The organism is Bradyrhizobium ivorense (assembly GCF_900696085.1).
GTDB classification, from domain to species: domain Bacteria; phylum Pseudomonadota; class Alphaproteobacteria; order Rhizobiales; family Xanthobacteraceae; genus Bradyrhizobium; species Bradyrhizobium ivorense.
The window spans coordinates 89,607-103,985 of the sequence record NZ_CAADFC020000023.1 but is presented as its reverse complement, the minus strand read 5'-3'; the positions used below and the strand labels follow the sequence as shown (position 1 = coordinate 103,985).

Sequence of the window (14,379 nt, the reverse complement as noted above, 5' to 3'; positions counted from 1 at the left end):
TTCTGCCGTCACGTCATACGCTGTCGTCGCAGCAATCGAAAGACGTCACATGCCCCATCATCACCTGAAGTCCAGTCCCGAAACCTGCCATTGGGGCTTTTTTGAAGCCAAGCTGAAGCCGGTGCTGACCATCGCGAGCGGCGACGAGGTCACGATTGAAACCGTCAGCGGCGGTGCCGATGTGGTGCCCGACCGCAGCAAGTTTCACGTGCCGCCCGAACTCGACGACATTCATGCGAAGAACGAACGCATGGTCCCCGGCCACATCCTGACCGGCCCGATTGCGGTCAGCGGCGCCGAACCCGGCGACGTGCTCGAGGTCGATATTCTCGATGTGCAGTTGCGCCAGGACTGGGGCTACAATCTGATCAAGCCGCTGTCCGGCACCCTGCCCGACGATTTCCACGACATGCGCATCCTCAACATCCCGCTCGATCGCGCGCGGATGGTCGGCCGCATGCCCTGGGGGCTCGATCTGCCGCTCAAGCCGTTCTTCGGGGTGATGGGCGTGTCGCCGCCACCGGCCTGGGGCCGCATCTCCTCGCTGATCCCGCGCGCGATGGGCGGCAACCTCGACAACAAGGAGCTGGGCGCCGGCGCCAAGCTGTATCTGCCGGTGTTCGTGCCGGGCGCTCTGTTCTCCTGCGGCGACGGCCATGGCGTGCAGGGCGACGGCGAGGTCTGCGTCACCGCGATCGAGACCGCGCTGACCGGCCGCTTTCGCCTGACCCTGCGCAACGATCTCAAGCTTGCCTACCCGCGCGCCGAGACCGCGGACCATTACATGACCATGGCGATGGATCCCGATCTCGACCAGTGTGTGGTGCGGGCGCTGCGCGACATGATCGTGCTGCTCGGCGAGAAGCGCAATCTGTCCCGCGAGGACGCCTACACGCTGTGCAGCCTCGCCGCCGACCTCCGCGTGACGCAGACGGTGAACGGCTCCAAGGGCATTCACTGCATGATCGCGAAGTCGGTGGTGCACGGCTAAGGCTGTCATTCCGGGGCTCGCGAAGTGAGAACCCGGAATCTCGGGATTGGCAAACGTGCAAGCCAACCTCGAGATTCCGGGTTCGATGCTGCGCATCGCCCCGGAATGACGGGGTGGTGACTCGCCGCACTTGTTCCGCGCGACCGGCTCGATACACTCCGTCCCAACGAACACAAAGCGACGGGGACGGAACATGCTGAAGGACAGGCTTTCGCCGGCCGACGAGGCCACGCGTGATGCGGAGATGCAGGCGACGCTCGCCGCCTGCCCGCGCATCCTCGATCTGATTGCCCGCGGCCCGCAGGGCGCGCCGGACGCCGAGGGCGTGATTTACCTGCGCGCGCCGCTAGATCCGAATCCGGTCGTACTCTCGAACGATCATCTGATGGGCTGCGTCAAGGCGGCCGAGACCTACTTTCGCGGCCGCGGCATCGGCAAGGACGATCCGGTGGCGATTCTGTTGCCTGCGTGTCCCGCGACGGTGGTCGCGATCTTCGGCGCGGCGGCCTGCGGCATCGCCGAACCGCTCAATTTGCTGTTCACCCGCGAGGCCATCGTCGCCCAGCTCAATGCGATTAACGCAAAGCTGCTGCTGGCGCCGCCGCCGGGCATGCCGGGCGGGCTGTATGAGAAGGTCGAGGGCCTGCAGCGCGAGGTGCCTTCGCTCAAGGGGATCGTGGTCGTGCCGCTCGACGGCACCATCTCGTTCGACGGCGAGGTGCTGCGGCCGGATCCGGCTTGGCGCGACCACTATGGCAAGTCGACGGACACGAGCGAGGCCGACCGCGTCGCGGTGATGCTGCCGACCGGCGGCACCACCGGCCATCCCAAGGTGGCGCGGCTCACCAACCGCGCGATGGTCGCCTCCACCGTCTCCTCGCGCATGGCGCTGGATTTCCAGCGCGGCGAGCGCGCGATGATCACGCTGCCGCTGTTCCATGTCGGCGGCCTGTTCTGCACCACGGCCAATTGCCTCGCCGCGGGTACGACGATGTTCATTCCGGGCCCCGCCGGTGCGCGCGATCCCGCACTGATCACCAATTTCTGGCGGATCATCGAGAAGCATCGCATCAACATCGCCGGCAACGTGCCGACCACGCTCGGCGCGCTGGCTGATATCCCGGTCGCCGACAGCGACATCTCCTGCCTGCGTGTCACCGCCACCGGGGCTTCGATCTGCCCGCCGGAGATCGAGCGGCGTTACCTCGCGACCTGGGGCGGCGCCTGCATCCAGCAGCTCTACGGCATGACCGAGCTCGCTGGCGCCATCACCCATGACGTGCACGGCGTGAAGCCGCGCGCGGAAAGCGTCGGCACCCGCAATCCGCTGGTCGAACTCGCGATCCTCGAAGGCGGCAAGCTGCACACCGGACCGTGGCCCTCGCCGGTCGGCGAGTTGCTCACCCGAGGGCCGCAGGTGTTCGCCGGCTACGTCGACAGGAAGCAGACCGAGGAAGCGTTCCGCGACGGCTGGCTGCGCACCGGCGACATCTGCCGGATCGATGCCGACGGCTTCGTCTACATCCTGGGGCGCGCCAAGGACGTCATCATCCGCGGCGGCCACAACATCGACCCGCGCGCGATCGAGGACGCGGCGCTGCAGTTCCCGGGCGTCGCGCTCGCCGCCGCGGTCGGCCGCCCCGACGCCTATGCCGGCGAGGTGCCGATGTTGTTCGTCTCGGCGCAGCCCGGCGCCCAGATCGATTCGCAGGCGCTCGCCGCCTTCGTGCAGGAGAACATCCTGGAGCCGCCGGCGCGGCCGCGCGTGGTGTCGGTGATTGCGGAGATGCCGGTCACGCCGGTCGGCAAGATCTTCAAGCCAAAGCTGCGCGAGATCGCCGCCGGCGAGGCCGCGCGTGAGCTCTTGAAACTGGAAGGCCTCAGCGAGGTCAGCGTGGAAGCCATCACCGACCCCTCGCGCGGCCTGTATCTCAGTGTGACGGCGCCGCCCGACAAGGCCGAAACCGCGGAGCGGCTGCTCAAGAAGTTTCCGGTCAAGGTTGAGTTGCGCGCCTAACGCATTCATCCGACTGGATAATCCGTCAGCGTCAACGCTGTCGTCACGCCGGGACCAAGCCCCGGCGTGCGCTGGCGCGCGCCTGTTCACCCCGCAAAAGCCCGGCTTGACGGACCGTCATATTCCTAAATAGAGTCTAAATAGATACTTTTCAGTAACAGAGTTCAGAGTTAAGCGTCTCCTCATGGCTACGGAAAAGGCCGAAACCGACCGCGTCCCGGTCACGCTGGCGCTCTCGACCATTGGTTATCTCGAGAAGCTGGTGCGGCAGGGCACCCACGGCACGAGCGTCCCGGGCGTCGCACGGACATTGATCGAGGAAGGCATTCGGCTCGCCATCAAGGACGGGTTGCTTGCAATCCGCGACAACGGCCGCACGCCCTGAGGGGGCGTGCCGGCGCGGCGGTTCAACACACAGAACGTGGAACCGTCAGATGATTGCCAACCAACAAATCCTTCAACCCACTCTTCAGCCCACTTGGACGCCGGAGCGCATCGACCAGCTCAAGAGCTATTTTGCCGCCGGCCTCTCCTGCCGCGACATCGCCGTCAATATCGGCGTCAGCCGCAATGCCGTAATCGGCAAGCTGTCGCGGCTGAACCTCACCCGCACATCGCCGGAGGAGCGGCGCGCGCGGAGGAAGCGATCTTCTCACCCCGCGCAGAAGTCGACGGCGAAGCAACCGTTCCAGATCCGGCACGCGGTCTACGACCAGGAGCCGGACGACGCGCCGATCGTCAGCGCCAACCATTGCTCGCTGCTCGAGCTGAGCGAGCAGCACTGCCGCTGGCCGATCAGCACGCCCGGCGCCGAGGATTTTTGCTTCTGCGGCAACACCCCGCTCGGCGGCATGCCCTATTGCTCAGGGCACTACCGCCTCGCCTACCAGGTCGGCTCGCGCCACCGCGCGGCCCGCGGATAGCGTTTTCAAGCGAAGTGGACACCGGTTCGCGTGAAGAAAACGCGTCAGAGCAAGGACGAGCTTCGGTTCTGATCCATTCAGAACCGAAGCTGTAGTCAGCCGACCTTCCAGCCGGTCTCGGCGACGATGCTCTGATAGAACTCCGGCGTGTAGGCCTGCTCCGGCGTCTTGCGCACGCGCTCGTCGAGCAGGTGCGCATCGTCGCCGACCAGGATGCGCCAGCGGTCGGCCTTGACGCCGTCGAGAATGATCTTGGCGGCGGCCGCCGCCGTGGTCGGCGCCTCGTCGTGGAAGATCCGGGCGCGGTCGAGCGCGAGCTTCTGGATGTCGGCATCCGACAGCTTTGCGACGTCGACGCCCTGCCCCTTCAGGCGCTGCCGGGCCTGCGTCAACTCGTCGGCGGATAGTTGATCGGACTCGGTGCCGAGCTGCACCTTGCGCGAGTTGGAGACGATCGACGTGCCGATGTGGCCGGGCATCACGACCGAGCATTTGACGTGCGGCGCGTTGAGACGAAGGTCGTTGATCAGCGCCTCGGTGAATCCCTTCACCGCGAATTTCGCGGCGCTGTAGGCGGTGTGCGACACGCCGATGCCGACCGAAGCCCAGAAGCCGTTGACGCTCGAGGTGTTGACCATATGCGCCTCGTCGGCCCTTACCAGCAGCGGCAGGAAGGTGCGGACGCCGAGATAGACGCCGCCCCAACAGATGTTGAAGGTGCGCTCCCACTGCTCGCGCGTGTTGATGAACATGCTGCCGCCGCCGCCGATGCCGGCATTGTTGAACAGCAGATGGATCTTGTCGGTCGCCTGCTGCTCCATCAGCTCGTCGCGAAACCGCTTGTAGTGATCCTCGATCGAGACGTCGGCGATATGGGTGGTGATGCGCAGGCCCTGCGGCAGCCGCTCGACCTCGCACAGCCGCTTGGTCTCGGCCATCGCTTCCGCCGAGACGTCGCACATCGCGACGTTGCAGCCTTCGGCAACCAGCTGTCGCGCCAGCTCGCGTCCCATCCCTGTGCCGCCACCGGTGATGACGGCAATCTTTCCGGCAAAATCCTTCATGTGAGATCCGTTTCGTCCCTGCTTTTTCTTTGTATCGGTCGGCGCGCGGATCGCGGTCCCAACCGTTTCGCGCTGCACTCTACATCACCGATTTGTCGGCCAGCAACGCCGCCCGCGCCTCACGCGCGTGTGAGCCGATGGCTGCGTAACGAACACATTCCGCGCCGCGAACAAAGCGGTATCGACAATCGGAGACGATGACCCATGCAGGTCCTGAATAGGATGGTCGCTTCCATGCTGATGACGATCACTGACGGAATTTTGACCACAGCCGCTCGGCCGGTGAAGGCCAGAGTCGTGATCCACCGCCGTTAGGCCGGCAGGTCAGCAGCTGCTAAGCCGTTCCCGCCGCAGCGCCAGGCCGCGGAACTTAAATCGCGTCCCGTGGTTGAACCTTCTCCCTGCGGCCGAGACCTACCCGACAGGGAGCGTTTTCTTCCAGGGAGGTTGGAATGACCCACTGGCATGACACGATGGTCGATCAACCCGACACCTCGAGCGCGGCCTATGCCGCCGGTTGGACCATCAGCGGGCTGGCGGTTTTCGGTGTCGTCGTCTGCGTTTGGGTCCTCGGAATCTAATCCCAACCGCAAAGCTTGAGCGAGCTATTCGGCCGCCTCGACGCGCTTGCCGGCAAGCGCGCCCATCCCCTCCAACGCCTTTCTGATCGCCGTCTGTTGCACCGCCGAAGCCTCCGGCATCGGCGCCCGCGGAAAAGTTTGCGGCAAGCCCTGCAGGGTCTGGGCATAGCGCGTGCAGGCCGGCAGATTGTCGGCGATCACGGCGTTCCACAATGTCAGCAGCTTCTTGTGCAGGTCGAGCGCACGTGCATGATCGCCCGCCTTCACGGCGTCCCACAGCGCCACCGACGCGTGCGGTGCAGCGGTGAGAATTGCCGCGATCGAGCCGTGCGCGCCGAGCGTATAGGACGGATACATCAAGGCATCGACCGCGCTGAAGATCAGTTTGTCGGGCGCCATCATCATGAGGTCGGCGAACAGCTTCAGGTCACCCGCGCTCTGCTTGACGCCGATCACCAGCGGCACCTCGGTCATGATCCGCGTCAGCAGCGCCGGCGACAGATAGGACCACGGCACCACGTTGTAGATGATGATGGGCATGCCGGTCTCGTCGGCGATGCGGCGGAAATGGCCGACCATCGCCTCGTCGTCGGGCTTGAACAGATAATGCACCGGCGTCACCTGCAGCGCCGCGACATCCATGTCGCGCACCAGCCTGCCGCGCCTGACCGCGTCGCGCGTGGAGTCGACGATGATGCCGGCGATCACAGGTGCGCGGCCCCTTGCCGCCTCGACCGTCGCCGCGATCAGGTCGCGATATTCCTCGTGGTCGAGCGCGTGGCCCTCGCCGGTCGAGCCGCCGGCCGCCAGGCCGTGGCTGCCCGCGCCGAGCAGCCAGTCGACCTGCGGCGCCACCAGCTTGAAATCGATCTCGCCGTCGCTCCGGAACGGCGTGGTCATCGGCGGTATCACGCCGGTCGGACGTGTCTTCATCGGCTTGCCCTCGCTGTTTCCCGCCGATCGGATCCCGCTCTTGGCGGCGGTGATCGCGCTCGGCGGACCAAGCGTAGCGATTGCCGCCGCGGCGTCCAGTCGTCGCACTGGAGGAGCTGGCCGGTGATGCGGACATGACGCGGGACGAAGTGCCGCACGAGTCTAGCGAATGAAGAACCTGAGCAGGCCGCGCCAGGAGATGTCGAGGATCACCTCATGGTGCCGCAGTCCCTTGCCGCCCTTCACCGGCCCGAGATCCCGTATCAAGCAGTAGTGGCCGCTGCTCATGCGAGCCAGACGGCTGTTCCTGAAGCGTCCCATCGATGGCGAGAGTGCATTGCGGATCGATTCCGTCAAATCTTGACGGCATCGAATCGGCGGCGCGACGAGCGGCGATCGTTGCCGTGAGAACGCCAAGGCTGGAATCAAAAACCTCCGGCAGGGCATTGCCGGAGGTTTGGGAGGCTTAGCATGAAGCTAAGAAGCCAGTGTTCAATGTTTGGCCAATCCCTATATAGTTTAGTAGATCAGGTAAGTAAATAAGTTTGCCGCGAATGAATCGCATGGCACGTCTTCGTGATCGGCGTGAAGCACGTTTGTCACAGCAGCATTCGCAACACGTCTTCACCAGAGAAAAACCACCAGAGAAAAACCCCGACAGTTGCCTGCCGGGGTTTCTGTTGCATCGTGATCAGATCAACCGGGTGTTACCAGTTGCGCTGAGCGCGCAGGAGCAGCATCACGGTATCCTGGTCCTTCAGCTGGTAGGTCGCGCTCGGCTTGCCGATGGCGCCAGCAGAAGTGGTGATCGTGCCTGCGTACTTCTGATCGAGCATGGTGTAGGTCACGTCCGCCGAGAAGGTCAGGTTCTTGACCGGGGTCCAGCGGGTGATGATACCAATCTGACCGATGTTGTAGTCGGGGTTGCAGTTGGTCACGCCAGCGCCGCCAGCGAAGGCCGCGCGGAACGTACCACCGACGGCGCCACCGACGCCGCAGATGAGGGTCTTAGCCGTATCGTTGTACATGATACCGGCATAAGCACCGTAGATGCTGGTGTTCCAGTAGGGATCCCAGTTGTGGGTGTACGCACCGCGCATACCCCAGGTCTTGACCGTCTGCTGCTGTCCGCCAGCCACGAACACGGTGTCCGGAGCGGTACCGAAGCCGACGCTGCCATAGGCACCCGGCAGGCTCGAACCGCTGTAGATCGCGATCGCGCCAGCCTGGCTGGCCAGGTCCTGGATGTTGTAACGGGTCGCACCATCCGTATACACGCCCTGGACGTTGATCGTGTCGCCAGGTCCGGTCGGGATGTTCTTGATCGACAGAGCCAGCTGACCAGCCCAGCCCCACTTGTCGTCCGGATGGCCGGTCAACTCGGTCGAGCCGTAGTAGGCAGCGTGGTTGTCATGCGCAGCGACCGACGCCTGGAAGACACCCCAAGCCTGATCGATCTTGAGCGCAGCAACGAAGTCCGGCGAGATCGTGCCGGCATAGTCGCTGGCGCCGTAAGCACCACCGGCGCTCAGGTTGTTGACGCCAGCCTGGAAGTACTGGGTCTGATCCTGGGCCGACAGGGCCAGCGACACGCCGTTGCCGAACTGCGCGGTGTAGGTGAACTGGTTGACGCCAGTGACCGTGCCGCCGCCGCCGACGAGACCGTCGAAGTTGTTGCCCGGATAGTTGGTCCAGGGCGCGCTGAACTGCGAGATCGCCTTGCCCATGGTGAAGCCGGCGAACTGGATGAAGGCGAAGTAGACGCCGACCGTGCCGTAGGAACCGTTGCCGGCACCGGCGTTGTTCGGGGCCGAAGCCGGGGCAACCGTGCCGCCGCCACCGAGCGCCGAGTAGATGGTCGAGCCCGGAGCCGCGCCGTTCACAGCGTAGTTGTCGGTGGTCCAGGTGAACACCGCATCGAAGTAGGTGCGGACCACGCCGTACTCGGTCGCGGTGCGCGTATCGATGTTCAGGTCTTCACGCGAACGCCAGGTGTAGCCGTTCGTGAAACGGTTGTTGGCACCGCCGGGGCCGTTGTAGTTCGGGCCAGCAACGCTGTTCGCGTTGACGACCATGTCCATACGCAGGTAGCCGCCGAGCTTGATACAGGTGTCGGTGCCCGGGATGTAGTAGAAGCCGGGACCGTACAGGGAGCAAACCTTCACGTACTCGACCGCTTTGGCCTTGACGGGAAGATCAGCCGCCTGCGCTCCGCCGACCGCTACGAGAGCAGCCGCCGAGCCCAGGATAAGGCTCTTCACCAATTTCATATTAAACCTCCAAGTTGCTCATATGCGGAGAGTCCGGGCCGCGAGCGCCCCGAGATCTCCCGCATATCGAAAATCGCTTCCCCAAACCCCGCGCCCCTGATCAACCCCAGGGAGCGCGACGGACTTGAACGATCAACGCAACGGGACGATCGAGATTCCCCTACCGCCGGGGTTCAATATGCATTGGCCAATTCCCTAATCAAAATAGTTTATAAAGTCAGCTATACGAATGCGGTCACACTGTGTCCCGCGGGCAACGCCACCCCCGCTAGCCCTTTGCAGCTACGGGGAAAACCTGTCACATCCGAAAAAACCCAACTGTCATATGACCATCATAATAGCTTTACGGTCACTTGCGTTCGTGGCTCAGTTGCGAGCACAATCGCACCATTCGCGCAGGTAACAAGAATCAAATCAGCGCAAAGCTGGTCCCGCGCCTGAGGAAGAGGGGAAGCAGTGTCAGTGACAAGGAAGGAGACGACGCGTCAGCGCGCCATCGAAAATCTCGACATCATCAAGCGCTTCACGCTCGAGATCTCATCGATCAACTCGCATCTGGAACGGGTCCGCCAGTTGTGGGGCAAGGCGCTCGGCGTCAGTGGTCCGCAATGGATGATTCTGATCGCCGTCTCGGATCTCGCCAAGGATGACGGCGTGCCGATCAACGTGGTGTCGAAACTGCTTCACGTCGATCCGTCGTTCGTGACCACCCAGTCCAAGCTTTTGGAACAGAAGGAGCTGCTGCGCCGCACGCCCTCCCCGGCCGACGCGCGGGTGGTCAACCTGTCGCTCACCGACAAGACCCGAAAGCATCTCGCCGGTCTCGCCGAGCAACATCAGGCATTTCGGAAAACCGTGTTCGAGGAGTTCAGCGAGCGTGAGCTGGCCGACTTCACGACCAAGCTCGCCGAGCTCAACAACCGTCTCGAAAAGGCCTGCCTGCAGGCGGCGCTGCAAAGTAGGCTCTGACGCGGCGAAGGGACGTTTGCAGCCGCAAGTATTGCGCCGTTACCTCGATCCGCCGCGCGGACGCAGCCTCGCAAATCAACGGCGATCCCGCCGTTCCTCAGCGAGTGCGACATCTGTTTTCTTCACGGCGCCCTCCCCGCGTATTGCACCGCGAAGAAATCGTGTGATCGGAGAACAAGGCTGACCCAAACTCAAATTGCCTCTGCCGGCAACGCCGACGAATTTGACGACGGTCCTTGCCGGAGTTTTTTGGACCCACCCGCGCGGCCCGCCGGCGGCGTGTGTTCATCAACCTGCGCAAATACGGAATTCCGCCGTGCTGCAGCGCACAAATGAACTTACTTCAAATCTGTTGAAAAGCGAGACAAATCCTTTGACATTGATAAACTGCATTCGCCGTAACAACTTATGGAGCGTTTGCATGAGTGTTAGTGCGGAAGTTCTCGCCCGTGCCCCGTTGGAACAGTTGGCTGGCGAAATCGATCCTTTGAGTTCGCCTCGACCTCGCAGCAACATTCGGCCTCTCTCGCCGATGCCGGACTACGTCGAGCACCGCAACGGCGTCAACGAGGTGGGCAAGCTCTCGGCCGAGGCGGTCGTGCGCGAATACGAAGCGGCGGTGAAAGAGATTGAGGCCCTTGGAACGGAGCTGCAGTTGGCCGCCAAGAACTGCGAGGCAATGGTGGCGGGCGTCCATGACATGATCGCAGAAATCAAGGAGTTCGCTGCAGGTTACCGCGATCAGGGCAAGCGTTTTTTCCTGAAGATCGAGGCCGTCTCGTTGATGACCACCGAGGTCAGGGATACCTGCGAGGCACTCAAGAAAAAGATCGCGACCGACACATTGAGCCAGTGATATTTCGGCTGGGCCGCGCTTCGTGCTCAGCGCATCCGTCGATTTCTGCGATCGTGGGATGATCCCGTTTATGCTGAATGGCTGCGCTATTCCGGCGCGGCGGGCCTGCTAGTTCTGTTAAGTCGTTCAACATATTGCCCCCCGCCTCGGCGGGGCTTTTGTGTTGCAAGGGGTAACCTGCGCGGCGACCCCGGAACGGGCCAGACCCCGTTAATGACCTCGCGTCAGGTCCACGCCGAGCCATGTCCGTTGCCCGGAGGCAAAGGGATATCGCGGACCAGCGGTCGTGATGTGCGACCTCTGATTCCAATCCGCGTCGCGTAAAGAGTTTTTGGTCGGAGCGAGAGGATTTGAACCTCCGACCCCTAGTCTCCCAGACTAGTGCGCTAACCGGGCTGCGCCACGCTCCGATGCCGTTCCATTAGCTGCGATCCTGCCTTCGCGCAAGGCGGGGACAGGCCTTAATGGTGTCAATCGGGGGCCGGTTCCCCCAAGGATCAGTTGTCCTTCGCTGTCAGCCGTCCTTCAACGCCGCGTCGATCATCTGGCGGCAGGCGACCAGTTCCTGCAGCACGCGCTCGAGGCGCTCGCGATCGGCGGCCGGAACGCCGGCCCGGGCGGCCGCCGCCGGCGCCTTGTCCGCCGCCTTGGCCGGCTGGGCGCGCGCCTTGTAGGTCGACAGGATCGGGTCCTCGTCGGGATCGACAAAGCGGTAGTCGATGCCGCCCTCGTCGCCGTCGCCCTCCTCGCTGTCGAGATCGATGCCGTCGTTGAGGTCGGCATCGTCGGCCTCGGCCATGCTGTGGCCGACCGCCTCCTCGACCGCGCCGAACGAGATCGCCGCGGTCTGGTCGGCGATTCCCTGCACCGATTTGATGCCGTGCTCCTTCAGGATCCGCTGCACGCCGCGGATGGTGTAGCCCTCGCCGTACAGCAGCCGGCGGATGCCCTTGAGCAGATCGACATCGTCGGGACGGTAATAGCGGCGTCCGCCGCTGCGCTTCATCGGCTTGATCTGCGCGAAGCGCGTCTCCCAGAATCTCAGCACATGCTGGGGAATATCGAGCTCGTCAGCAACTTCGCTGATCGTACGGAACGCATCCGGCGCCTTGTCCAAATGCCCGCTCCTCTCGCCTTAGTTCAAATGGTCACTCGGCCTTGCTGCCGTCGCCATTGGCGGCCACATGGCCGTTGATCCGCTGCTTCAGGATCGCCGACGGCTTGAACACCATCACCCGGCGCGGCGAGATCGGCACCTCGGTGCCGGTCTTCGGGTTGCGCCCGATGCGCTGTCCCTTCTTGCGCACCATGAAGGAGCCGAAGGAGGACAGCTTCACCGTTTCGCCCTTTTCCAGGCAATCGGTGATCTCCTTCAGCACAAGCTCGACGAACGCCGACGATTCGGTGCGCGACAGCCCCACCTTCTGGTAGACCGCCTCACATAGATCGACGCGCGTAACTGTTTTTCCGGTTCCCGTGGTCATCGCCTGCCCCGCACTCTCGGCGAACAATTTCTTGACTGAAATTAAAAGCTTAGCGCGCAATGGTCAACAGCGACCAGCATGCCGGCGATGAAAGATACCGGCAAATCGTCAGTAACTTTCCAGGCGTCGGTCACCAGCGCACGAGCGCCGAACCCCAGGTAAACCCGCCGCCCATCGCCTCGAACAGCACGAGATCGCCCTTCTTGACGCGGCCGTCCTTCACCGCAACGGCTAGCGCGAGCGGAATCGAGGCGGCCGAGGTGTTGCCGTGCTTGTCGACCGTCAGCACCACCTTCTGCGGCGCAATATGCAGCTTATGCGCGGACGCGTCGATGATTCGCTTGTTGGCCTGGTGCGGAATGAACCAGGTGATGTCCTCGGCGGTGAACCCGGTGGCATTGAAGGCGTCGACGATCACGTCGGTGATCATGCCGACCGCATGCTTGAACACCTCGCGCCCCTCCATCCGGAGATGCCCGACCGTCTTGGTCGAGCCGGGACCGCCGTCGACGAACAGCTTTGCCTTGTGGCGTCCGTCGGAGCGCAGATGCGTGGTCAGCACGCCGCGATCGGCGGTGGTGCCGGCATGCGGCTGCGCCTCCAGCACCACGGCGCCGGCGCCGTCGCCGAACAGCACGCAGGTGCCGCGGTCGTTCCAGTCGAGGATCCGCGAGAAGGTTTCCGCGCCGATCACCAGCGCCCGCTTGTGGGTGCCGGCGCGCAGGAAATTGTCGGCGGTGGTCAGCGCGAACACGAAGCCGGAGCACACCGCCTGCAGGTCGAAGGCGACGCCGTGGTTGATGCCGAGGGCGTGCTGGACCGCGACCGCGGTGGCGGGAAAGGTGTTGTCGGGCGTCGAGGTCGCCAGCACGATCAGGTCGATCGACTGGGCGTCGATCCCGGCATCGGCGAGCGCGGCCTGCGCCGCCTTGATCGCCAGATGCGAGGTGAACTCATCGTCGGCCGCGATGTGGCGCTCGCGGATGCCGGTGCGCTGCACGATCCAGTCATCCGACGTGTCGATTCGAGCAGCCAGTTCGGCATTGGTCAAAACCCGCTCCGGCAAATATGAGCCGCAGCCGAGCACTACCGAACGTATAGCAGTCACGAGACATCCTCCGGCGCGGTCTGCGCCTGCACCAGCGCGCTGCCGTCACGATTGAGCATCTGATTGATCTTGGTGAGGAGATCGTAGTGGGCCATCTCATAGCCAACATCCACGGCATAGGCAAAGCCTTCCGCGTTGGTGCCGCCATGGCTCTTGACCACCACGCCCTGCAGGCCGAGCAGCACGCCGCCGTTCGACTTGTTGGGGTCGAGCTTGTCGCGCAGCTTCCGGAACGCGCCGCGGGCGAACAAATAGCCGATCCGCGCCAGCAGGCTCGAGGACATTGCCTCGCGCAGGAAGCTGAACATCTGCCGCGCGGTTCCCTCGGCGGTCTTCAGCGCGATATTGCCGCAGAATCCCTCCGATACGATCACGTCGGCCGCGCCCTTGCCGATGCCGTCGCCCTCGACAAAGCCGATATAGTCGAACTGCCGCGAATTCATCGCCCGCAGCATGCCGGCCGCCTCGCGGATCTCCTCATGGCCCTTGACCTCCTCCTCCCCGATATTGAGCAGGCCGACGGTCGGCCGTTCGAGGTTGAACAGCACGCTCGCCATGGCGCTGCCCATCACGGCGAGCGTCGTCAGGTGGCGGGCATCGCCACCGATGGTGGCGCCGAGGTCCAGCACGACGGAATCGCCGCGCAGCGTCGGCCACACCGCGGCGAGCGCCGGGCGGTCGACCCCCGGCAGCGTCCGCAAATTGAGCCGGCCCATCGCCATCAGCGCGCCCGTGTTGCCGGCGGATACCGCGACATCCGCCTCGCCATGTTTCACCGCATCGATCGCCATCCACATCGAGGATGCCCTGCGGGTCCGCCGCAGCGCCTGGCTCGGCTTGTCGTCATTCTTAACGGCGACGTCGGTGTGGACCACCTTCGACACCGCCTTCAACGCCGGGTGCCGCGCAAGTTCGGGTTCGATCCTGGCCTGGTCGCCGAACAGCAGGAATTCGCTGTCGGGATGACGGCTCAACGAGATCGCGGCGCCGGGAATGACGACCGATGCGCCGACATCGCCCCCCATGGCGTCAAGCGCGATTCGAACCTTATGAGGCATGAACGTCCCGGAAACCTGCTCTCCCCGCAGTCCCGTTCGGACGAGACCGCGAGCTTGAAGTCACCGCTGCTGGCGGCGCGCGGCCAAACGCCAAGTCGCGTCCCGGCCGGGCGGCGACAATAGCG

Annotated in this window: 15 protein-coding genes and 1 tRNA gene; 7 read left to right on the top strand and 9 right to left on the bottom strand. The window is 63.9% G+C overall.

The genetic code is table 11. The features are described from left to right. The first annotated feature begins 49 nt into the window (after positions 1-49). The 4 genes from CI41S_RS29165 (at position 50) to CI41S_RS29150 (ending at position 3,931) form a co-directional block, all read left to right on the top strand. Positions 50-991, top strand: a complete 942-nt coding sequence (locus CI41S_RS29165; RefSeq protein ID WP_139862688.1) for an acetamidase/formamidase family protein — start codon at positions 50-52, stop codon at positions 989-991. Between the two features lie 193 nt (positions 992-1,184). Beyond that, positions 1,185-3,008: an AMP-binding protein gene (locus CI41S_RS29160; RefSeq protein ID WP_139862687.1), complete on the top strand. Its 1,824-nt coding sequence runs from the start codon at positions 1,185-1,187 to the stop codon at positions 3,006-3,008. 184 nt (positions 3,009-3,192) lie between these two features. After that, the gene (locus CI41S_RS29155; protein WP_016844973.1) at positions 3,193-3,393 is read left to right on the top strand and encodes a hypothetical protein; all 201 of its coding nucleotides are present in this window, start codon (positions 3,193-3,195) and stop codon (positions 3,391-3,393) included. Positions 3,394-3,442: 49 nt separating this feature from the next. Further along, positions 3,443-3,931 (top strand): GcrA family cell cycle regulator, encoded by a 489-nt coding sequence (locus CI41S_RS29150; RefSeq protein ID WP_139862686.1) that lies wholly within the window; start codon positions 3,443-3,445, stop codon positions 3,929-3,931. Between the two features lie 95 nt (positions 3,932-4,026). Here CI41S_RS29150 and CI41S_RS29145 read toward each other — a convergent pair whose 3' ends face one another. Next, complete coding sequence (locus CI41S_RS29145; protein WP_139862685.1) at positions 4,027-4,995, bottom strand: SDR family NAD(P)-dependent oxidoreductase; 969 nt, start codon at positions 4,993-4,995, stop codon at positions 4,027-4,029. Positions 4,996-5,447: 452 nt separating this feature from the next. Here CI41S_RS29145 and CI41S_RS45050 point away from each other — a divergent pair, with 452 nt between their 5' ends. After that, positions 5,448-5,576: a hypothetical protein gene (locus tag CI41S_RS45050; protein WP_283813142.1), complete on the top strand. Its 129-nt coding sequence runs from the start codon at positions 5,448-5,450 to the stop codon at positions 5,574-5,576. Between the two features lie 24 nt (positions 5,577-5,600). Here CI41S_RS45050 and CI41S_RS29140 read toward each other — a convergent pair whose 3' ends face one another. The 3 genes from CI41S_RS29140 to CI41S_RS29135 form a co-directional block, all read right to left on the bottom strand. Next, the gene (locus CI41S_RS29140; RefSeq protein ID WP_139862684.1) at positions 5,601-6,509 is read right to left on the bottom strand and encodes a dihydrodipicolinate synthase family protein; all 909 of its coding nucleotides are present in this window, start codon (positions 6,507-6,509) and stop codon (positions 5,601-5,603) included. A gap of 162 nt (positions 6,510-6,671) precedes the next feature. Then, positions 6,672-6,866: a hypothetical protein gene (locus CI41S_RS43750; RefSeq protein WP_172628229.1), complete on the bottom strand. Its 195-nt coding sequence runs from the start codon at positions 6,864-6,866 to the stop codon at positions 6,672-6,674. A 350-nt stretch (positions 6,867-7,216) separates the two neighbouring features. After that, positions 7,217-8,779, bottom strand: coding sequence for a porin (locus CI41S_RS29135; RefSeq protein ID WP_139483179.1), 1,563 nt, complete (start codon positions 8,777-8,779; stop codon positions 7,217-7,219). Positions 8,780-9,235: 456 nt separating this feature from the next. Between CI41S_RS29135 and CI41S_RS29130 the strand changes: the two genes are divergently transcribed. After that, positions 9,236-9,748 (top strand): MarR family winged helix-turn-helix transcriptional regulator, encoded by a 513-nt coding sequence (locus CI41S_RS29130; protein WP_139483178.1) that lies wholly within the window; start codon positions 9,236-9,238, stop codon positions 9,746-9,748. A 421-nt stretch (positions 9,749-10,169) separates the two neighbouring features. Then, entirely contained in the window at positions 10,170-10,604 is a 435-nt protein-coding gene (locus CI41S_RS29125; RefSeq protein WP_244622294.1) for a hypothetical protein, read from the top strand. 332 nt (positions 10,605-10,936) lie between these two features. On the opposite strand, the gene CI41S_RS29120 is transcribed toward CI41S_RS29125, so the two are convergent. The 5 genes from CI41S_RS29120 to plsX form a co-directional block, all read right to left on the bottom strand. Further along, positions 10,937-11,014: transfer RNA gene (locus CI41S_RS29120), tRNA-Pro, on the bottom strand. Positions 11,015-11,118: 104 nt separating this feature from the next. Beyond that, the gene (locus tag CI41S_RS29115; protein WP_139862683.1) at positions 11,119-11,721 is read right to left on the bottom strand and encodes a MerR family transcriptional regulator; all 603 of its coding nucleotides are present in this window, start codon (positions 11,719-11,721) and stop codon (positions 11,119-11,121) included. 31 nt (positions 11,722-11,752) lie between these two features. Beyond that, positions 11,753-12,088 (bottom strand): integration host factor subunit alpha, encoded by a 336-nt coding sequence (locus tag CI41S_RS29110; RefSeq protein WP_139483176.1) that lies wholly within the window; start codon positions 12,086-12,088, stop codon positions 11,753-11,755. Between the two features lie 130 nt (positions 12,089-12,218). After that, positions 12,219-13,196, bottom strand: coding sequence for a beta-ketoacyl-ACP synthase III (locus CI41S_RS29105; RefSeq protein WP_139862682.1), 978 nt, complete (start codon positions 13,194-13,196; stop codon positions 12,219-12,221). Further along, positions 13,193-14,254 carry a phosphate acyltransferase PlsX gene (gene plsX, locus CI41S_RS29100; RefSeq protein ID WP_139483174.1) on the bottom strand — a complete coding sequence of 354 codons (1,062 nt, stop codon included), beginning with the start codon at positions 14,252-14,254 and terminating at the stop codon, positions 13,193-13,195. Before plsX ends, CI41S_RS29105 begins: the two co-directional genes overlap by 4 nt. Positions 14,255-14,379 lie beyond the last annotated feature (125 nt).